At 49.3% G+C, this 21,929-nt stretch carries 18 protein-coding genes; 14 read left to right on the forward strand and 4 right to left on the reverse strand.

Annotated elements, in window-relative coordinates; translation table 11 throughout:
- Positions 1-13: 13 nt before the first annotated feature.
- On the reverse strand, positions 14-1,348 hold the full coding sequence (locus F4X88_16945; GenBank protein ID MYA57970.1) for a mandelate racemase/muconate lactonizing enzyme domain-containing protein: 1,335 nt from the start codon (positions 1,346-1,348) through the stop codon (positions 14-16).
- Positions 1,349-1,391: 43 nt separating this feature from the next.
- Between F4X88_16945 and F4X88_16950 the strand changes: the two genes are divergently transcribed.
- The 3 genes from F4X88_16950 (at position 1,392) to F4X88_16960 (ending at position 5,807) form a co-directional block, all read left to right on the forward strand.
- Positions 1,392-1,946 (forward strand): cob(I)yrinic acid a,c-diamide adenosyltransferase, encoded by a 555-nt coding sequence (locus F4X88_16950; protein MYA57971.1) that lies wholly within the window; start codon positions 1,392-1,394, stop codon positions 1,944-1,946.
- Positions 1,947-2,438: 492 nt separating this feature from the next.
- Entirely contained in the window at positions 2,439-4,907 is a 2,469-nt protein-coding gene (locus tag F4X88_16955; GenBank protein MYA57972.1) for a T9SS type A sorting domain-containing protein, read from the forward strand.
- Positions 4,908-5,039: 132 nt separating this feature from the next.
- Positions 5,040-5,807, forward strand: a complete 768-nt coding sequence (locus F4X88_16960) for a hypothetical protein (GenBank protein ID MYA57973.1) — start codon at positions 5,040-5,042, stop codon at positions 5,805-5,807.
- 61 nt (positions 5,808-5,868) lie between these two features.
- Here the strand turns inward: F4X88_16960 and F4X88_16965 are convergent, their stop codons facing one another.
- On the reverse strand, positions 5,869-6,855 hold the full coding sequence (locus tag F4X88_16965) for an aldo/keto reductase (GenBank protein ID MYA57974.1): 987 nt from the start codon (positions 6,853-6,855) through the stop codon (positions 5,869-5,871).
- Between the two features lie 94 nt (positions 6,856-6,949).
- Entirely contained in the window at positions 6,950-7,330 is a 381-nt protein-coding gene (locus tag F4X88_16970) for a hypothetical protein (protein ID MYA57975.1), read from the reverse strand.
- 236 nt (positions 7,331-7,566) lie between these two features.
- Between F4X88_16970 and F4X88_16975 the strand changes: the two genes are divergently transcribed.
- From F4X88_16975 to F4X88_17000, 6 genes are all read left to right on the forward strand, one after another.
- Complete coding sequence (locus F4X88_16975; GenBank protein MYA57976.1) at positions 7,567-8,352, forward strand: phytanoyl-CoA dioxygenase family protein; 786 nt, start codon at positions 7,567-7,569, stop codon at positions 8,350-8,352.
- On the forward strand, positions 8,349-9,425 hold the full coding sequence (locus F4X88_16980) for an Ldh family oxidoreductase (protein MYA57977.1): 1,077 nt from the start codon (positions 8,349-8,351) through the stop codon (positions 9,423-9,425). Before F4X88_16975 ends, F4X88_16980 begins: the two co-directional genes overlap by 4 nt.
- 75 nt (positions 9,426-9,500) lie before the next feature.
- Positions 9,501-11,177, forward strand: a complete 1,677-nt coding sequence (locus F4X88_16985) for an alpha-keto acid decarboxylase family protein (protein ID MYA57978.1) — start codon at positions 9,501-9,503, stop codon at positions 11,175-11,177.
- Between the two features lie 116 nt (positions 11,178-11,293).
- Positions 11,294-11,953, forward strand: a complete 660-nt coding sequence (locus F4X88_16990; GenBank protein ID MYA57979.1) for an HAD-IA family hydrolase — start codon at positions 11,294-11,296, stop codon at positions 11,951-11,953.
- Between the two features lie 53 nt (positions 11,954-12,006).
- Complete coding sequence (locus F4X88_16995; protein ID MYA57980.1) at positions 12,007-12,927, forward strand: ATP-binding protein; 921 nt, start codon at positions 12,007-12,009, stop codon at positions 12,925-12,927.
- A gap of 65 nt (positions 12,928-12,992) precedes the next feature.
- Positions 12,993-13,628 (forward strand): hypothetical protein, encoded by a 636-nt coding sequence (locus F4X88_17000; GenBank protein MYA57981.1) that lies wholly within the window; start codon positions 12,993-12,995, stop codon positions 13,626-13,628.
- Between the two features lie 71 nt (positions 13,629-13,699).
- On the opposite strand, the gene F4X88_17005 is transcribed toward F4X88_17000, so the two are convergent.
- Positions 13,700-14,992, reverse strand: coding sequence for an aminotransferase class I/II-fold pyridoxal phosphate-dependent enzyme (locus F4X88_17005; protein MYA57982.1), 1,293 nt, complete (start codon positions 14,990-14,992; stop codon positions 13,700-13,702).
- 260 nt (positions 14,993-15,252) lie between these two features.
- On the opposite strand from F4X88_17005, the gene F4X88_17010 reads away from it, so the two are divergent.
- From F4X88_17010 to F4X88_17030, 5 genes are all read left to right on the forward strand, one after another.
- Positions 15,253-16,323 (forward strand): hypothetical protein, encoded by a 1,071-nt coding sequence (locus F4X88_17010; GenBank protein ID MYA57983.1) that lies wholly within the window; start codon positions 15,253-15,255, stop codon positions 16,321-16,323.
- A 1-nt stretch (position 16,324) separates the two neighbouring features.
- On the forward strand, positions 16,325-17,371 hold the full coding sequence (locus F4X88_17015) for an LD-carboxypeptidase (GenBank protein ID MYA57984.1): 1,047 nt from the start codon (positions 16,325-16,327) through the stop codon (positions 17,369-17,371).
- A gap of 92 nt (positions 17,372-17,463) precedes the next feature.
- Entirely contained in the window at positions 17,464-18,678 is a 1,215-nt protein-coding gene (locus tag F4X88_17020; protein MYA57985.1) for a glycosyltransferase, read from the forward strand.
- 231 nt (positions 18,679-18,909) lie between these two features.
- Positions 18,910-19,689, forward strand: coding sequence for a LamG domain-containing protein (locus F4X88_17025; GenBank protein ID MYA57986.1), 780 nt, complete (start codon positions 18,910-18,912; stop codon positions 19,687-19,689).
- A 322-nt stretch (positions 19,690-20,011) separates the two neighbouring features.
- A complete protein-coding gene (locus F4X88_17030; protein MYA57987.1) occupies positions 20,012-21,574 on the forward strand; it encodes an SAM-dependent DNA methyltransferase in 1,563 nt (520 codons plus the stop codon).
- Positions 21,575-21,929 lie beyond the last annotated feature (355 nt).

Genomic DNA, 21,929 nt, shown 5'->3' on the forward strand with positions numbered 1-21,929 from the left:
TAAGCCAAGGCACCTACGCCAAAAAGGTTATTCCTCCAGATGCCTCTCTGCCTTGCCAGACGGAACCCGTCGGATAGATGTGCTTCTCAACAAACTCTGGATACATCTCAAGCCCCCAACCGGGGACTGTCGGCGTAACATAGGCACCATTGCGCACCTGAATCGGATGCAGGAAAACGTCCTCTTGTAGGAAGTTGAGGTATTCAACGACCTGTGTTTCCGAATGCGCGGCGACACAAATTTGATCCCATAAGGCGTAATGTTGAATCATGTTACACAACCCAATACCACCCCCGTGAGGACAGACTGGAATATCGTATTTTGCTGCCATTAAGATGACCCCGAGGACATCGTTGACCCCTCCGAGCCGCGTCGCGTCAATCTGGCAGTACTGAATCGCTCCACTCGTGATTAACTGTTTGAAGATGACAGGCGATGGCACCTGCTCCCCTGTAGCGACACCGATACCGTATTTCTCTAAGGCACGTGCGATTTTCACGAAGCCGAGGACATCGTCTCGCGCTGTTGGTTCCTCAATCCATGTCGGTTTAAATTGTGCTAACGCCTCCATATAGGCGATGGCTTCATCGACCCCCCATATCTGGTTTGCGTCCAGCATCAAACGCGCCGCTGGACCGATTGCCTCCCGGATGAAAGCGAGCCGTTTCTTGTCAAAATCCAGATCCTGTCCGATCTTCATTTTGAAGCAGTCGAGTCCGTCGGCTTTCACCTGATTCACGGTTTCGATAATTTGTTCATCCGTGAGACCGAGCCATCCGGCAGTGGAGTAAGCCTTGGGTCCCTGTTGACGGAGCGTCTGCTCCCGGGTTTCGCGACTGTCCGCGTGTGTGTTGAGAATCGCCGCTGCTTCGTCAGGGGTCAATGCGTCGCGCAGATATCGCCAATCGATAGACTGCACAATCTTTTCTGGCGGTAAATCGACGAGGAGTTTCCAGAGCGGTTTATCCACCAGTTTTGCCCACGCATCCCACATCGCGTTAACGATGCTCCCGATCGCCATCCGGTTAACACCGTCAGCAAGCCAACGCAACTGGTGATGGTCAACGAGAAGTTTGTGGAACGCGCCCGGATCGTCAACGAAAGTAGCCATTTCCATCCCGACGACGAGTTGCGCGAGGTCTTTAACCCCGTAGGCGATCCAATCATTTCCGGCACCAGCGGTGAACGCTACGGATATGCCGTGGTGTCCTGTGTTTGTTTCGAGTGTCGTTAGGACTGCGGAATAATTCGGTTTTTTATGAAAGGGATCGGAACCGAGGAGTGTATCCGATGTAGGGACGCGTAGATCGACGACATCAACTTTTATGATTTTTCCTAAGCTATCCATGTTTACTTGACTCCTTTTTCGACAAAGTATATAATGAATGAATATGAAAATCTATACTAAATTTGGCGATTCTGGAGAGACGGCGCTTTACGGTGGAACGCGGTTAGGGAAAGATGAACCGCGCATTGAGGCAATCGGCACCGTTGACGAACTGAACGCCTACATCGGTTATGCGCAGACGTTGGTTGAGGACGTTGATCTTTCTGAACTCATGGCGCGGGTCCAGAATCACCTCTTCGATGTCGGTGCAGATTTAGCAACGCCAGCAACACATACGAAAGCCACCGAGTTCCGCATACCGGCAGGTTTCACCACAGAGATGGAGACCGCAATAGATACACTCTCTGCGGAACTTCCACCACTGACGAATTTTATTCTGCCGGGCGGTTGCACCGCCGGTGCTACTTTACACATCGCGCGCGTGGTGTGCCGGCGAAGTGAACGGTGTGCCGTGCGTCTGGCAGGCGAAGAAGAAGTCAACCCGGAGATAATCCGGAGTTTGAACAGGCTTTCGGATCTCCTTTTTGTTCTTGCTCGAACAGTGAATTTTCGTGCACAAACGCCAGAGCCGATTTGGAAATCACAATCAAACGCTTGAACATCCTGGCGATTTCCCGCATCCTGAAACCATACACAAACTATAATTTGATTTAGGCATCAAATTTGTGTATAATTAATCATCTTCACTATAACTATTTATAAATCTCTTATTGATAAATTTTCATGCTCATAAGTTTTTGCCCAGTGGCAATTTAGGTTTATCTGATTTTTAGGACACCTAAATGTAAACACAACTTAATCTTTCAGGAGACACCTTAACTAAGATTCTTTTTTAGGGGACAACCAGACTATGCATAATCAGACTAAAATTAGTTTTTTGTTTTTCATGCTTACGTTGTTCGTATACTTCAATTCCTTTTTCCCAAGCAACACCGATGCACAAACCGATAATGAACCAACTCCCTCACCACCTGAATTCAATTTTACTTATGAGAGCATTGATGTTCCCGATGTAGATTTTTTAGCAGTGACGGCTAGCAGCGACTTTGAGGGTTATGCTGGCTACACGCGGAGTGCGGATGGTGAAAAAATGGTCGCCTTTACACTTATTGATGGCGTTTTTACGACGTATGACTTCCCCGGTTCACAGAACACCTACTTTTATGCGTTTGGCAATAATGGGTTAGCCGCAGGATACTACGAGGACAGCGAGGGTCTCCTCCACGGGGTCATCTTAGAGGATGGCGAACTTCGGGAATACAACTTCCCCGGTGCTGTCGAAACGGAGATATACGGTTACAGTGATTCGAGGGAGGTATTGACGGGTAATTTTATAGATGCGTCTGGTGTTCGCCGCGGCTTCTCAGGAGACATCACCGTTGAGGTACCCGGGGCAACAGCGACTTATGCCGATTTTGTGACTGGGGCAGGTGCTGTCACAGGAAGTTACATAGATGCTGAAGGTCTATATTATCCTTATCTGCGTACCCCAAATGGCACGTTTGTATTTCACAACTATCTGGAACCCTCTAATCTGGAATACTCTTTTGTGCACGGCATCACGGATACAAGAATTATCGTCACTCGAGCCAAAGCCGTGGGGGACATCCCGCGCTCCTATGTCGGCACATCCCAGCAGGGCGTATCTGAATTAGAGTTTCCGGGCAGCGTTAGCACGGAGGGCTGGAATATCAATCAGGACGGTTCTGTCGTCGGACACTATGACTCACCCGATGGACGTAGACATGGGTTTATCGCCAGACCCACCGCGGAAACTGCTGCAAAATTTAGAGATATAGCGTATCCCCCACCACCCGAATTCAACTACATTTATGAGAGTATTGATGTGCTAGGTGTAGAGTTTTTAGAGTTGACGGCGAGTAGCGACTTTGAGGGGTACGCCGGAAACACCAAGAGTGCTGATGGTAAAAAGATCGTCGGATTTACACTCATAGACGGTGTTTTTACGACGTATGACTTCCCCGGTTCACAGAACACTTACTTCTATGCGTTTGGCAATAATGGGTTAGCCGCGGGACACTACGAAGATAGTGAGGGTCTTTACCATGGTGTTATCTTAGAAGATGGTGAGTTGCGGCACTATGATTTTCCGGGTGCCGTCGAAACAGAAATATACGGTTACAGCGATTCGACAGGGAAACTGACGGGGAGTTTTATAGATGCGTCTGGTGTGCGTCGCGGCTTCTCAGGAGACACCATCGTTGAGGTACCTGGGGCAACAGCGACTTATGCCGATTTTGTGAATGCAGCAGGTTCTATCGTAGGCAGCTACGTAGATGCTGAAGGTCTCTATCATGCATACGCACTTCCCTCGACTGGCAGGTTTATAATTCTGGACTATTTGGAACCATCGAGTCTGGAATACTTTTTTCTCCACGGTATTAACGATTCCGAGGGAAGCGGTGTGTTTGTGGTTGCTCGAGCCAAAGCTGTGGGGGACCTCCCGCGCTCCTATGTCGGCTCATACCGGTATGGACTCCATGAGTTGAAGTTTCCGGGTAGTGTCAGCACAGAGGGTTGGAATATCAATCAGGATGGTTCTGTCGTCGGACACTATGACTCACCCGATGGACGCAGACACGGGTTCATCGCCAGGCTCGACACCAAGGCAGCGCACGACCGTTTTCGTAACGCTTACACTGTCACGCTGTCTAAAGGGTTAAACATGCTTTCTGTGCCATTGGCATCCCCAACCCCTATGACGGCTAAGAACCTTGTTGCACTGACAGGGGCAACAACGATCATAGCGTTCGATGCCCCTAATCAGCGTTTTATCGCGTGGACACCAAGCGCCCCCGATGACGGTTTTCCAATTGAAGGTGGACAAGGCTATATCGTCAATGTCCCAGAAACTCGCAACTTTGCCTTCGTCGGCGCACCGTGGACAGATCCAACCGAGGCTGCCGCAGCAGCACCCGCCACAGCCACACAGATGCCGCAAGCAGCGTGGGCGTTCGTTGTTGATGGCCACTTGAAAGGTAAACCCGCGTTTGACGGGTACAACGTCATCGTTCGGAACTTGAGAACAGAGAGTATCATAACTACCCCAGTGCAAGGGAGTTATTTCGCCGTGGCAACTGCCGATCTGACGCGACGGAGCGTCGTCCAAGTCGGTGACGTGATTGAATTGCGTCTCATCGGTCCAAATGGAAATGCTGAGTTACAACCCCTCAGCTTCAAAGTGACACCCGAGGACTTGGCAAATGCGGTCTTGTCTGTCAATCTTGATGGCATCGGTCAACCGACCCAGAACCTCCTCTTACAGAACTACCCGAATCCGTTTAACCCGGAGACGTGGATTCCATATCAACTCTCCGAAGACAATCTTGTATCGATATCTATTTATGATACAACAGGTAGGTTGATTCGCACACTTTCGCTCGGTTTTCAATCCGCAGGCTTCTATAACAGTCAGGGGCGTGCGGCGTATTGGGATGGACGGAATGCCCTTGGAGAACGCGTTGCGAGTGGTATCTATTTCTACCAGTTGACAACCCTCTCCTTTCAGCAGACACGACGACTCGTCATTGTAAAGTAGGGTCCATCCGTATAGAACTTGCAAATGTCCCAGTTCTATAGGATGGTGTGTTAGACTTGAAAGGATGATGTATTAGTTTTGAAAAATCTTTACGTTTTATGTATCAATTTTTTTAAGGAAGGAGACTAAACAATGAACCCGAAATTAACAAATCTCTCTTTGATAATCCTTATAGCGCTTGTCGCTTTAGTAGGCTGTGAGAAGGCACAAAAAATGGTGGTGGATGGCGTGCCAGCAGATACCTCCATGGATGAGACGATGACCGATATGGAAGCGACTCCAGTGAAGTTTATTTTGTTGATTGATTATCCGGAGGGTGGGAAAGATGCCTATATTGCATGGGTCACATCCGTTGCCCCAGCCCTGCAAGCTCCCGAAGAGGTCATCCGGATAAGATCTTACGACAACGAGGACCCGGAAATGAGTCCTAACCGGCTCGTCGAATGGGAATTCAACAGTTTCCTCGATATGGCGACCTATCTGAACCGTCCAGAGATCGCTGCGATTCTCGAAGATATTCCGAATCACTCAAGCGTATCAACCGCCCACACATTTATCCAACGTTCTGACTACTCGAAGGACGTGGAAGGCGATTTGCCGATTAAAGGTGTTATTCTTGTTGACTACCCGCTGGGCGGGAAACAAGCGTACTTGGAATGGGTTGCGTCCGTTTCTCAAGCACTCGTCGCCCCACCTCAGTTGAAAGCGACGGCCTCTTACGACAACTATTATGGTGAATCCCCGCACCGGCTCGTCGAATTGGAATTTGCGAGTCAAGAGGATATTGATGCTTATGAGGCATTGGAAGAGATAATGGCGATTGAGGCTGAACTTGACAATCAAGCGGGCAGCTGGGTGCTGCATACATTTGAGTTGCGTTCAGATTACATCAACGAATAATATCTCATAACTGCTTGTTTTTTTGGAGGCGCGCTTTCCGAGCGCGCCTCTCTCTTTTCTCTCACCGTGCGTACCCTGGACCGCTCCATTCCCTACCAAACGCCAAACTATGGGGCTCCTCAAAGGGTCGGAACGGCACCATACCCGCGATCTCCTGAAGTCGTTCTAATACCGCCGAAGGCAACGGACCGGCTTCAACGGCACGCACATTCTGTTCAACCTCTTCCACAGATCTCGCCCCCACCAACACCGTAGAAATAGCGGGATTGGATATAACCATGCGGATACCTGCCTCTGGAAGCGAGAGTCCGACTTCATCCAAAAACCGGTAGAGTGCTTTGAACTGCTCCTGACGCGGACGGCTCAGCCACCATGCCCCCGTTTCTATTTCGGCGTGACGGCGTGACAATGCGCCCTGTTGCAACGGAGCACCGATGACAATCCCCATATTCTGTCGTTCCGCTTCTGGAAAAATTGAGATTGCCGCCTCACGCCAGAGCAGACTGTAGTTTTGCGCTGCCAGCACGACATCGTAGACCCCTGTTGCCATAATTGCGGGGAGTTGATGTGCGGTTGTGCCACCTAATCCCGTGAAACGGACAATTCCCTCCTCTTTGAGCTCGGCTAACACCTCACAGACGGGTCCATCAAATGTCTCGTGGCTTGTCCACCAATCGTATTGTCCGGGACGATCGGGTTCATGCACCATCAAAATATCGATCGTATCCCTTTTTAGCAGACGTAGACTCTCTTCCACCGACTGACGCAAGAGGTGTTTATTCTTGGGATCAAAGGGTTGCGGTCTACCACCGATTTTCGTGGAAAGATAGTGGGGTTGCAGCACGCCATCCAAAGCCTCTCCGACGACCTCTTCACTGTTACCGTAACTCGGTGCGGTATCAACATAGTTGACACCAAGTTCCAAGGCTCGACGGATAGCGTTACGCCCGTCAGCGCGATTTCTACCGCCAGCTGATGAGACAAAGAGTCCGCCCATTCCTAAAACACTCACTTCAAGTCCTGTCCGTCCGAGGATTCGTTTTTCCATAGGCTGCCTCCTTCGTTATCTCTGTAGTGTTAATACATACAATAATACAGAGTTTACAATAGATTCTGGCTTGCATCAAGGTCAAAATCCAGCTCTATTGTAGCAAAGGGTTTCGCTCCATTGCCTTCGCGATTGCGACAAGGTCAAGGACGTTGACGACTCCATCACGATTAACATCGGCTGCATTTCCTTCTCCGACATAACCGAAATGCTTCACAACAAACGTTAGATCATCAATATTCACACTTCCATCACTGTTGACATCTTCTGGTTCTTCAGATCGAGTTTTCCATAAAAGAATCGTCCCGCCTCCATCGCCACTGGCGAGAGTGTGACCATCTGGAGAAAACGCAACGGAATTGACTTCATCCTTATGTAAGGAATCAGGAATAGCACGAAAATAAAAAACGTTCTCTTTTTCATCTGTGGAGAACCTCCTTTTGGCGCAATAGACGCTTGTCGTGACTTTAGCAATTTATATGCCAGCACTTGAAATGCTGAGTATACCGCTGTATCCAGCCTCAGAACAGATAACTTGCACGGAAATGGGCATGTCCGTATTTACACTGCACCCTATCGGGCATCCACACATTACAAAATTGAAATTTATTTGACACAGTTGCACCGAATGTGATAAATTGATTATCAACTCTTATCAAAGCAATGCCACAGTTAAGCGTGAAGCATAATGGATAGCAGGAGCGTAAGCTTATGAGTGATTTACAGTTACAACAATACCTCTTTGACGTGCAAGGTTACCTCGTCGTTGAGAATGTCCTGACCCCAGAAGAGGTTGCGGCACTCAATCAATGTATTGACAAGCAACAACTTCCTACACCGGGAAAGGTCCAAAGGTTTGGAAGTGCCCCAGAGGGTCCAGGTTTTCTGCAGTGGGGAAAACCGTTTTGCGATTTACTCGACCATTCCAAGATTATGCCGATACTTCAATTCCGCCTGGGTGATTGCTTTCGGCTTGACCGAATTTACGGGATGTACATGCAGGAAGGGATGCCACGCGGACGACTGCACGCAGATTATGGTGCGACCTCTCCAACAGCAAGAGCAAATCCAGGGGAATACTACTCCTTCCGAGATAACGAAATCCATAACGGGTTCGTTGTGGTGACGTGGAACCTCACCGATGCCGGACCAGAGCATGGTGGATTCTGCTGTGTTCCGGGCAGCCATAAAAGCAATTTTAAACTGCCACGACAGATAGATGATGCCCCCGAAGATGCACCGTGTGTCATCATCCCAAAGGTACCAGCAGGTTCAGCGATCCTGTTTACTGAAGCACTGACACACGGCACAGCCGCATGGAACGGCAAGCATCAACGCAGATCTCTGTTGTACAAGTATTGTGTTTCACACATTGCGTGGAAATCCCAGCGCATGATCCCACCGGAAGGTATAGAACTCACAGAACGTCAGAAGATTCTCTTCCGTGAACCTGGCGACCCATACCGTCACTTCCCATCGCTGTTTGACGCAGCATAGTTGAAAGCAGAGGTAAGCGCGTGCCAAATTTCACGCAGAACCAACTACAGAAAATCACAACTGACATTTTTGAAGCCGGAGGTGTCCCAAGCGATGAAGCAGAGATTATCGGGGAACTGCTCGTTGCTTCAAATCTTGCAGGGCATGATTCCCACGGGGTTATCCGAATTCCACAGTATATTGGACTCATCGATTCTGGGCTGATTCAGCCGGGAGCACCGATGCACACTGAACGTGAGTCGACCTCGCACGCACTCCTCAACGGCAATTGGGGCTTTGGACACGTCATCGCACAGAAAGCCATGTCCCTCGCGATTGAGAAGGCGAAGTCAAGCACAATCAGTGCAATCAGCGTCTACAACTGTAATCACATCGGACGTATCGGGAGTTATCCACTGATGGCGGCAGAAGCCGGTATGGTAGGCATCACGATGGTGAACGCGGGTGGAACTGCGCTCTACGTTGCTCCGTTCGGTGGCAGCGATGGACGGCTGGCAACGAATCCGCTCGCGATTGCTACACCGACCCGCAATGGACATCCGATTCTGCTTGACATCACAAGTAGCGTCGTTGCGCAAGGCAAGATTCGCGTGGCGTTTAATCGTGGGGAGCCCGTCCCGCTCGGTTGGCTGATTAACAGCGAAGGCGAACCGACACAAGATCCGCGAGACTTGATGGAATCTCCGCAGGGCGCGCTGTTGCCGCTCGGTGGAATTGCTGGGCACAAGGGATACGCCCTCGGTCTGATGATTGACATTTTAGGGGGTGCGTTGTCGGGTGCCGGTTGTAGTGGATCCGGAAACACCCGTCTCCAGAACGGTGTCCTGATGATTGTGTTGGATATTGCTAATTTTACGGCACTTGATGACTTTTATGAGCACGTTGACGGACTCGTCGCCCACGTGAAAGCCTCTCCCACCGCACCGGGATTCGATGAAATCCTGGCTCCGGGAGAAATCGAGGCACGCCAAACAGAACGCCGTCAGCGCGAAGGCATCCCTATTGATGACGAGACCTGGCGACAGATCCAAGAAACGGCAATGGAAGTTGGTCTATCCGAACTTAAGTTTTGAAAATTAATTATTAATGGTGTATCTGAACTTACAAAGCACTCACATCGTCATATATCACAATGCTGGTACTTTGGGATGAACATGCAGCGCTGCTCTGGCGGAGAATATTCAATGCAAAATGGGCAATCTACTATCGGTGAATATCTTCTGAAGAAACTGCAAGATTACGGGGTTGACCACATCTTCGGCATCCCGGGTGATTATGTAGTGCAGTTCTTCGATCTGATTGAGAAGGGTCCGATTCAACACATCGGCACGACACGAGAAGATACGGCAGGATTTGCGGCAGATGCATATGCTCGCATAAAGGGCATGGGGGCTACCTGTGTGACGTACGGTGTTGGTGGATTATCCATGATTAACGCTGTCACCGCTGCATACGCTGAAAAGTCACCTCTCGTTGTGATTAGCGGGAGCCCAGGAATAAAAGAGCGCCGTGAGGGGGCACTCTTACACCATAAAGGTAGAGATTTTTATACACAACAACGTATCTATGACGAGATCACCGTTGCATCAGCACTCCTCGACGAACCTTTTACCGCCTTTAACGAGATAGACAGAGTGTTGGATGCAGTCTATCGGCAGAAACGTCCAGGTTACATTGAACTGCCACGGGATATGGTCAGTATACAGGGGCAGGTCTACCAACGTCCCTCAACGGTCGGGCACCGCAGTGCCCCGGAAACGTTGAATGCCGCATTAGCGAATGCAATTGGGTTCATAAATCAGAGTGAGAATCCCATCATTTTAGCGGGGGCGGACCTCCACAGATTCGGCTACCAAAACAAATTACTGCGGCTTACCGAAGAAAAACAGATCCCCGTGGTGACAACACTGTTGGGCAAATCAGTAATGCCAGAAGCACATCCGCTTTACTTGGGTATCTATGGCGGCGGGATGAGTAGAGATGAAGTCTCCATGCTTGTTGAAACTTCCGATTGCGTTATTATTCTTGGGGCCTTCATGACGGATGTCAATCTTGGCATTTACACGGCAAAACTTGAGCGAAGTCGCTGTTTATACGCAACCTCGGATAGAATTGCCGTCGGCTACTCCACTTATGAAGATATCACATTTGGAGATTTTATCGATGGATTACGTTCTCCAAAACTTCAGGAACGCGGGGACATAGACTTGGAATGGATCATGGAAGTACCAGAACCTTTTAAGATAGCACCTGACCAGCCGCTTACAATGCATCGCCTGTTCCAACAACTGAATCTACTTCTACGCGAGAACATGACGATTATCCCGGATGTTGGTGACAGTCTCTGGGCTGCTGCGGACTTGCGGCTCCCTGAACGCACCGAGTTTATTAGCCTTGCCTACTATACCTCAATGGGATTTGCAATCCCTGCCGCAATTGGAGCACAACTGGGTAAACCCACGTCCCGTCCACTTGTTGTTGTAGGGGATGGGGCATTCCAAATGACTGGCACCGAGTTGTCGACGACTATCCGCTATGGGCTCAATCCTATCGTTTTGATCTTAAACAACCAGGGATATGGCACCGTTCGCCCGTTCATTGAAGGGTCCTTTAACGATATAGAGAATTGGGACTATACTCGGGTACCAGAACTGTTCGGCACAGGGCGTGCGTTTGCTGTCCGTACCGAAGGCGAATTTGACACCGCTATGAACGCTGCACTGGCTGAGACGCAACATTTTGTCCTAATTGAGGCAGCACTTGGGAAATCGGACATGTCGCCTGCCCTGATTCGGTTGGCAGAGCAAGTCTCTAAGCAACTATAAGCCTATAGGGGAACTATTCGCTTGCGTCTTGATTTTTTATCGCTACACAGTTACTGGTGGACATCCGTATTGATGACGATCAGAATATCCGAACTTGAATTTTGAGCCAATTGAAGATGCCAATCCAAACTATTATCTTCGATTTTGACTATACATTGGTAGACTCGGCGCGAGGCACAATTGACGGTGTCAATTACGCGTTTGAAAAAATGGGTTTGCCAATTGCTTCCGATGCCGCTGTGCGTCGGGCAATCGGTTTGTCGCTACCGGATATACTGACAAGGTTAGCAGGAGACGCATACGTCAAGCGTGTTGATGAATTTACCCATCTGTTTCTCCAACGCGCGGATGAGACCATGGTTGCATTGGCGGAGTTTTACGCAGAGGTGCCACAGACGGTGAAGGCATTGCAGGGGCTCGGTATCCACCTCGCTATCGTTTCTCAGAAATTGCGTCGCTACATCCAACTGATTCTTGAGAAAGAAAATCTACTGGAGGCGTTTGAAGTCATCGTTGGGGGTAGGGACGCACCGTATAAGCCGGATCCCGAAGGATTACTATCGGCGGTTGCACAAACAGGGAGTATTCCCGAAAACTGTCTCTACGTCGGGGATAGTGTGACGGATGCTGAAACTGCGCGACGTGCTGAAATTGCGTTTGTTGCTGTGCTTTCGGGTGTCACGCCACGAACGGCTTTTGAAAGTTACGACGTTTATGCGATACTTGAAGATGTGTCCAGGTTGCTGAGTTTAGAATCGGTGAGGAGATTACAATAGTATAAAGGAGACAACCAAACAGTAGCAGCGGAGGTAAGTATACACCTTAAATAATGTCTGGAAAAACACGAACTCAGGAAGAACTTTTTATACAACTGCTGGAGAAAGCAGATAGCTTGTTGACCCACTTGGGAGGATTCCCGGTTCACCCCTCAAGTGCAGGGCTTGATGCCCAACTTGACAAGTATATCGCTTTCCGGTGGCGATCACAGAATGAATCGGGGCATTTAATTCCCGTTAAACATCCAAGCCTTGTGGGGCTGTCGGATTTGATTGGGATAGAACGGCAGGAGCAGGAACTCGATAGAAACACACGTCAGTTTCTACAGGGTCTGCCTGCCAACCACGTCCTGTTATGGGGGGACCGCGGCACGGGTAAATCTTCGCTCGTCAAGGGAATGCTGGCACGCTATGCTGACGACGGACTTCGGTTAATCGGTGTCAGCAAGGAGGGACTCGTTCATCTCCAAGAAATTGCCGAGGTGCTATGGGAACGTCCCGAACGGTATATCCTGTTCTGTGATGATCTCGCCTTTAGCGAAGATGAACCTGAGTATCGCGAGTTGAAAGCGATGTTAGAGGGTGGAATCTCTGCTTGCCCAGACAACGTCTTGATCTATGCCACCTCGAACCGTCGGCACTTGATGCCACGACAGGTCCAAGAGAACCGATACCCCCAGAATGACGAAGATGAGTTGTATCCGCGTGAAGCGACAGAGGAAAAGGTCTCGCTGAGTGACCGTTTTGGGTTACGCCTCGCTTTTCACAGAATTTCACAGGATACCTATTTGCAGATTGTCTCGCATTACGCGCAGAAACAGGGGTTATCCGTTCCGACGGAAGCGTTGCACCGGGCTGCGTTGGAATGGGAGGCGTCCTCAAGTGGACGCTCAGGGCGCGTCGCGTATCAGTTCGTCACGGATCTCGCCGGACGGTTGGCACTTTCTAAAGCGGCATCAAATGATTCAAATTAGTGGATTGTGGTTTCCCACAGGAAACATAAACGAACCGCAAAAGTAAATTTAAAAAGGAGATTTTTATGAAAAAACGATCGATGTTCTCTTTAGCACTCGCTCTCTTTCTGAGCGGTATGCTTCTGATACAAACCGCAGATGCTGTGCCGAAAAAAGGCACATTGCGGATCAGTGGTGATAATACGTGGGTTGCATTTATTAACGGTGAAGAGGTCGCTGCAAGCGGGAACTGGCAAGTCCCCACGGTCAGTGAGTTTAAACTGGACAATGGCTTCGCGCAGATCGCTGTCTATGTCCACGATGCTGAACCCGGTGCCGCCGGTAGAGGTGGTTTTCTTGCCGATATTATCCTCGATGCTAAACCCGACTACATTGGAACGGGTGAAGACGGGTGGCGGTGTGATACCGGCAAACTTCTCGCAGATCGGAAAGATGGCTGGGAAAAGGTCGATTTCGACGATAGCGATTGGGAAGACGAACTCGAAATCTATGAAAAGTTTGGCGGTGGCATCTGGGGATTTGGTGCTGCAATCATGGAACAGGTTCTCAAAGACCCCGAGTGTGAGGCGAATTGGGTATGGTGCGGTCCCAACGACGGTGAAGACGACATCTTTTTCCGATACACCATCGGTACGCTTTCCGTTGAACCCGAAGACAAACTTGCCACCACGTGGGCTACTTTGAAAAGTGAACGGCGATAGATTCAAGTTCTCACAATGAATGTGCGGGCACCCACAAGGGGTGCCCCTGCGCCAATCCAAGCTATGTGCTGTTATACGTCCTCAATAACCTCTGCGATTGTCCTGAAAACCGTCTCGATATCCGATCCCTCAAGACATGAATAAGCCACCCGTAACTCGGTTTCACCGAGTGAGATCGTGCCGATGCCGTGTTCCTCAAGGAGGCGTTGTCGAACTACTTCTGCCTTCCCGGATTTGAGGTTCAGACACGTGAAATAACCGGCATGGCTCGGATAGACCTCCCAAAGTTTGGCATACTTCGGATCGGATGCCACCCCTTCCACTTTTAACGCCCGTGCTTTGAGAATTTCATAGTTTCGTTGTTTTTCTTCGACATAATCGGGTGCCTGCATCGCTTCGAGGATAAGCGTCTGAGAGACTTGTGATGCCCCTGAAGTATTTGCGCGAATGAGTCCACTGAATTTCTGTTCAAGCGGTTGCATCGCTGCCGCTCCGAGTCCGAAACTGATAAATGCCACGCGTAGTCCCCACGCATATTCCTCCTTCGTTGCCCCATCTATCTTCACGGGCAGGACATTGGGATGGCATCCCACCAACAATCCAAACAACGATTCGTGCATAACAGATGCGTCGTACCACAATCCCGCGTAGGCATCGTCAATCATAACAAGGATATGGCAGCCAGCGTCGGCACGCGCTACAATTGCGTCCACAATACGTTGTGCCTCCGTGCGGTTAATCGCGTAGCCGGTCGGGTTATGTGGAAAGTTCAGGAGAATCAGCATTTTCTCGCCAGCCGTGTTGGTGAGTCTCTCACGAAAGCCGTGTGTGTTAAAACCGCTTGTAGCGTTGAAGAACGGATAGGTTTGAAGGTTCGCTCCTGCCTTGGTTTGGAAGATGAGTCGATAGTTCCCCCAAATCTTGTCGGGGAGGATGAGTGTATCCCCGCTATCAACGAAAAGCTCGGCGAGTAGACTAAACCCGTGCGTCATGCCACTCGTCACAATTGGTAGACTCAGTGTCGCCTCGGCGAGCGAAGGATTCTCTTTCAAAAGATGCGTTTTCCACGCCGCTCGTAATTCGGGTTGACCGAGTACGGGGGCATACCCGTAGATACCTTCCAATGATAGTGTTGGCACGAGTTCTCGCGAAACGGCGAGATGCATCATGTCCCCATCTTCCGAGGCGATCGCACGTGTGGCATTGAAACGGTGAGCTTTCGTACCCGCCTCTGCCGTTTGGCTTAAGATGCCTTTCGGTAGGTAGATACGTTTTCCTAATTTGGAGAGTAGCGAGAAAACCGCTGGTGAAGAGGTACGAAGTTGCTCGTTTAGCTCGGTTGCTAAGGGATTTAAGTCTTGCATATTTCCCCTAAATCGTGAACGATATTAACCGGAAAAAAATAAAAAATAGAAGATTTTCTGAAGTTAATTGTGGACTGTCATCAACTTAATGTCAACCGGTTTTTGCCTATACCCGTTTAAAAAGAAAAAAGTTCAGCAATAGGCTCTAAATGTGAAAAAACACTGGAAAAGATCACGTAAATTCTCACTCCAGCTGCGAATTAATCGGAAACCTGCTCGTAACGAAGTGGAGAGCAGTCCAGGAGGCCATAGTTAAAAATATGAAAAGACTCATATTTCTCATTATCTTTATTCTTACAATCGGCGCCGGCATCTGTGTTTATCTCCTCCAAGCCCCACCGGTTGAACAGAAAAAGGTGCCGAAACTCCAAATTCATACACGGACAGCCCTACGCGGAAGACCTACAGTTGACTCGAAACCGATTGTATATACTAAAGATGTTTACCGATTTAGCTTGGACCCACAATTCATTAGCAACCTGAATAGGGGTAAATTGGAGCGTGAACTTCTATTTACAGCAGGGCTGGCGCATCGCGCAAGATTGAAAACAGCCCGTTTGGACGCGTCTTTGAAGATGGAAACGAATTGGCAAAAGATGTTTTCGGATATGACAAAAGATATTCGATTCCGTCCGAGCGCATCCCCTATTGAAGTTTTGCTGAGTGGCGAAGAGTGGCTCCTCAGGGATACTACAGGGGCAGCTTATACAGTCGTGAAAACTGACAGCAACGTTGAGGTCTATCTCCCCAATTTAAGGGAGGCGTTTGAGGCGAACAAAACTATGCCAATTTCACTTTCAAAGGACCTGGAAATCTCTATTAAACAGGCAAATAGACGTTGGCTCATCAAGGATAACGGATACAAGCAGGCTTACAGCGTTGTGAAGGGTGAAGGGAAGCTCAACGTTTTTCAACTATCGAAGTTTGAAATTCTGGCGTTTCTGTTTGAGGCGGATGCGGCATCGCAGGATTCGCTCGCACAAGGAAAGTTACCTTCCAAATTGCTCCAAGAATTTGTTGCGGAGCAGATACCACTCTCGCGACGTGCGCGGGTGTCAGCAGGCGAAGACGGTATGAGTTGGCAGATAAATAGTCCTCCCCTGAAATATAATATCCGAAATGAGAACAATCGATTGAAGGTTTATCTCGATCTTGAGAGCAGATGGCTCCGTATTAAGGTTGACGACAGCACAAAAGGCTGGGTGCAAAGCGAGCGTGGAACTATTTTTGAACCACCCCCTCCGACGCTGAGTTCACGCCAGCAAGCCAAGGAACGGCTTCTTGTACTTATTGACAGGTTAAAGGAGAAAGCAGGACGTTTCAATGAATAAAATGATAAAACCCAAGGTCCTACGTCCCGGTAGCCGTATCGCAGCGATTTCGCTCTCTTGGGGTGGTCCCGGCACTATTCCGTCTCGCTACGAGATAGGTAAACGTCAATTTGAGGAAGAATTCGACGTGACGGTTATCGAAACGGAGCACGCCTTGCGCAATGCAGTCTATCTTTCTAAAAACCCGAAAGCGCGTGCCGACGATCTGATGGCGGCTTTTGCCGATGAAACGATTGATGGCATCATCTCAACGATCGGTGGTGAAGATTCCATTCGCACCCTCCCATACCTCGATTTGGATCTGATTCGGAATAACCCCAAGGTCTTTATGGGCTTTTCGGATACGACTATATCACACGCCATCTGCTTTAAAACAGGTCTCGTGTCGTTCTACGGTCCCTCGTTTATGGCAGGGTTTGCCGAAAACTGTGGGATGTTTCCATACATGGTGGATTCCGTCCGACGCACCCTCTTTTCTACCGAACCTATCGGTGTTATTGAACCGAACCGTGAGGGCTGGACGGTTGAATATTTGCCGTGGGAGGATCCTGACAATCAATCTATTCGTCGAAAATTGAATCCGTGTACCGGTTGGAGATTTCATCAGGATGAAGGTATCGTTGAAGGACACCTTTTTGGGGGATGTGTTGAGGTTTTGGACTGGCTCCGAGGCACTGACTTTTTCCCTTCTGCCACTGATCTTCGAGGCGCGGTTCTCTTTTTGGAGACCTCTGAAGACGCACCGCCTCCCTCGTTTCTGACGGAATTCGTGAGATGCCTCGCCGCGATGGGGATTCTTGAAGGGCTTGGTGGCATCCTGCTCGGACGACCGGGTGGCGGCGTTGATCCCGACACTTTCCACGAATACGACGAGGCACTCTGTAAAGCCGTCCGTGAGGAATACGGGTTAAACGATATGCCGATTGTCACCAATATGGACTTCGGACACACCGATCCGATGTTCGTGATTCCTATAGGTATGAAGGTTCGTGTTGACTCTACGAAACAGGAGATCGTCATTGACGAGGCAGCAGTTGCTAAAAGATGACACAAAGAGTTCGCCGAGGCACATAGCAATGCAACAACGGCGCATTGCGGATTTGACAAGACACCCGCATTTTGCCAAGAGGGCTTGATTACATGCTTGGCACCAAATTAAAAATTCTTTTTTTATCGCCTACCGTCCCATTTCCTCTCACCGATGGCGGACGCATTCGGGTTTTCAATCTCCTCAAACAGATTGCCACAAGAAACAGTGTGACCCTGCTCGCCTTGGAGACGCAACCGACAGACGCGGAAGGCGTTTCACAACTCCAGCAATTAGGGATTCAGGTCCACCTCGTCCCAAACGCGGCGACGCTGCCGCCCGTATCGTTCGGCACGCTCTTTAAAGCATTTCTCAAACGACACCCGATCACCGTTGCCCGCTACGATCTCCCTATTTATCGACAGAAACTCAAAGAATTGGTGGCGACCGGAACTTTTGATCTCGTCCATTATGAGATGTTTCACACGGCACAGTTTCATACCGAAACGCGCTTACCGGGTGTGCTTTCACAACAGAACGTGGATTCTGCGATCTGGCGGCGACTCTGCGGTGAGACTGCCAATCCATTCTATAAGTTTGCGTATTGGACGCAGCAACTCACATTTCAACGGTATGAACGGGTGCTCAGTCCGAAATTCGACGCGGTGACGTGTACCTCTGACATTGATGCCGCGGTATTCCAGCGACACTGCGCGAGAGATGCTATCGAGATAATCCCGAACGGTGTTGATGTTACGCACTACCAACCCGATTTTTCCGCTGAGGTCCCCGCGCATCTCATCTATATCGGGAGTATGGACTGGTACCCGAATGAGGACGCTGTCGGCTTCTTTGCGGATGCGGTTTTGCCACGGATTCAAGAGCGTGTCCCTGATGTTAGATTCTCGATTGTCGGTGGCAATCCATCGGCACGTGTTCAAAAGTTGGCGGAGAGGAAAGGGGTCGTTGTAACGGGACGTGTCCCGGAGATCAAGCCGTATTTCGCGGAGGCGACGGTTTTTGTCGTGCCGCTGCGGATCGGGAGCGGCACCCGCCTGAAAATCCTTGAGGCGTTGGCGATGGGCAAGGCGATTGTTTCTACTTCGGTCGGTGCGGAGGGGTTAGCTCTCAAAGATGGCGAGGAGATTTTTATCGCCGACGAACCCACAGTTTTTGCCGATGCGGTCACTCGATTGCTCACAGATACACCGCTTCGCCGTCGGATCGGTGAAAATGGGCGCGCTCGTGTGGAACGGGACTACGATTGGAGAAGCATCGGAGAGAAACTTCATCAACTCTATATCAAAATTCTTGACGAAGACCCCTAAACCCAAAGAGTTGATTTTCATGCTCAGATGTGCTAATATGTAACGTGAGTTTGATAAATATTGGACTGATGTAGCGTCCACTGTTAATGAACATGATATACTGCACAAACTGGAAGTTTATGGTACGTTTCACGCCTCTGTGATGCGAAAATAGAATGGGCAACACATCCGAAATGATTAATCAAACTGGCGTTAATATGTAACCAACGTAAACGAAACTTTTCAGCCTTAATGATAAACCACCTAACAGGAGCGATACCAATGAAAGTCTTTACGTTAGTTTTAGTGGTCATCCTTTTGCTGATGAACACCACTTTAGGGATCGCGGGTGAGGACCCGGATTTGGTGGCATACTATCCCTTTGAGGGTAACGCAGAGGATGCCTCTGGAAATGGAAATGATGGCGAGATTGACGGTGGATCTAATTGGGTTAAAGGCAAATTTGGAGACGCTATCGAGTTAGATGCGATGGCTTTTGTCCAACTGCAAGTTTCCGATTCCCTCCACGGAGACATTTTCAAAGCCGACCCGTTTACAATTTCCGCATGGATTAAACCCAACTTTGAAGGAACTGAATGGGAACATATCTGGCGGAGTCTGCCGACTGCATCCGGACACAATACCTTCTTCCTGAACAAAGTTCAAGGTCTCCTTTCGTGGCGCGGACAGGTCGCCGGGTGGACAGTACTGTGTCAGAGCGAGGGCGGGATCGTTGAAAAGGATAAGTGGATGCATGTCGCCGTCCTGGGAGACGGTGATAAATTCAGGATTTATGCGAATGGCGAGATGGTCGCCGAGACCGATTTCCAAGAGACGCGGGGGAACAATGTGACCTACCGTCTTGGCGGCTCCGGTGGCGAGACGTTTGCGGGTATCATGGACGATGTCGCAGTCTTTACGCGTGCGTTAGATGAGGACGAGATCAGCCTGATAATGGAGAGTGTTGAAACGTTCTTACCAGTTGAACCAAAGGGTAAACTCGCAACACAATGGGCAGACCTTAAACGCTAATTCAAGGACCCGTAGGGTCTTTCACCTAACCCATCGGCTTCTCAAAAACACTTCTCCGTTTTGCTGGCGAGGTTTCATGAAGATTAATTTAGTAATTCGGTAATTTCCTAACGATGCCTGGTGCGGTTAGGAAACCGCACCTACCGGGCCTGGGGAAACATCAAATTACCGAAATATTTTCTGAAACTTCATCTAACCTCGTCTACTGACAACCGAAAACTAAAAACTATTCTCCAAAGGAAACGAACCCTTGCCGAAAAAGAAAACCGAAACAGAGGCAGCCCAAACCACACTTCCCTTTCCATCCGAGAACGATGAACACTTGGATATCTCCACCCTCGAAACATGGTTACTGGATGCAGCGAACACCATTCGAGGGGCAAGCGATGCTCCAAAATTCAAGGATTTCATCCTACCCCTCATTTTCTATAAACGCCTCTCCGATGTGTTTGACGATGAATTTGCCAAACAGATAGACGAATTCGGAGATGAAGAATCGGCACGGGAAATTGTTGAGGCGGACCACGAGGACGCCCTCACATCGGGCCGCAACCCAATCGTTCGTTTTTACATTCCGCCGGAATATCATTGGAAAGCACTTCGCAATCACCCCGCCGATGGTCATCTGGGAGAGTTTGTTACTGACGCGATGCGCGAGGTTGCCCGCCTTAACCCACTACTACAAGATGTCCTTGATGTGAAGGACTTCAACGAAAGCCAGAGCGGACAACGCACACTTGATGAGGAACGACTGGAAGCATTGATTGAAGTACTTAGTCGGCACCGGCTCGGACTACAGGATACTGAACCCGATATTCTTGGACGCGCCTATGAGTACTTATTACGAAAGTTTGCCGAAGGACAGGGACAGAGCGCGGGCGAGTTCTACACGCCAAAGGAGGTCGGCTGGCTAATGGCACGTCTCATGAACCCTGAACCTTACACGACTATCTACGATCCTGCGTGTGGCTCCGGTGGTCTGCTTATCAAACCCCGTCTGCTATTTGAACAGACACATCTCGATAAAAAAAGCCAAGCACCCCAAATCTACGGTCAAGAACTGACTCCCACCACCTACGCCATGGCGAAGATGAACGCTTTTTTGCACGATTTCATCGGTGCAGATGTGCAGATCGGCGATACCTTTCGTAACCCCCGTTTCGTTACGAACAATTCATCACTGCAACGCTTTGATTATGTCCTCGCCAATCCGATGTGGAATCAGAAGGAGTACGACGACACCTTTTACGAGAACGACAATTGGCACCGATTTTCCTACGGAATTGCCCCGAGTTCCTCCGCTGATTGGGGGTGGGTGCAGCATATTCTTGCGTCCTTAAAAGACAACGGACGCGCTGCGATTGTGCTGGATACCGGGGCAGTCTCTCGCGGTTCTGGGAGTCAACACACTGACCGAGAACGTGACATTCGCAAAAAGTTTGTTGAAGAAGACCTGATCGAAGGCGTGGTCCTTCTACCCGAAAACCTATTCTACAATACAAGCGCGCCGGGCATTATTTTACTGCTGAACCGCAACAAGTTAGAAGAACGCAAAGAGCAGATACTACTTATCAACCTCTCCCAGCACTTTGACAAAGGAAAGCCGAAAAATATCCTCACCGATGAAGGAATTGATGTCGCGACGGAGGTCTATCAGGCGTGGGAGTCTCATGAGAAGTTGAGCAATGTTATTACGTTAGAAGATGCCCAAAAAACCGATTATAATTTGAGTCCATCCCAATTCGTGGATGTCGGCGATAAAGTAGAACACCGTCCAGTGAATGAGATTCTGGTAGACTTAACGGAAGCACGCATCGCCCGCGAGAAAGCGGATAAGGCGTTGAATGATGTGTTGACACGGCTTGGCTTGACTGAAAGGCATTAAAAACTCAGAAGGGTACGGGCGGTTTCCTAAATTTTGAATTAACAGCATATATCTGCTATAACTAAAGTTTGGACAATATTATGATATTCAAGCTGCCTTGTCGAAAGGCAGCTCGGTATCTTGTTGAAAAACGGGTGTAATATTGTGTGAGTTTGTATTTTCAGTGGAACTCGTAGAAAATCCCAACTCCCTGATTTGTGCCTGTAGGTAAGCGACGCGAAGGCCTTGTGTGAGTTTCTTTGGATGATACCAATGAATGCCAAGAAACTCACAGACGGTCTTGACGTTTATCGGTTTTTGCGTGGGTTGTGGCAGTGAGAAGATGAGTTTCGTCAAAGACGCTGCGATGAAACTC

The organism is Candidatus Poribacteria bacterium, from assembly GCA_009839745.1.
Taxonomy (GTDB): domain Bacteria; phylum Poribacteria; class WGA-4E; order WGA-4E; family WGA-3G; genus WGA-3G.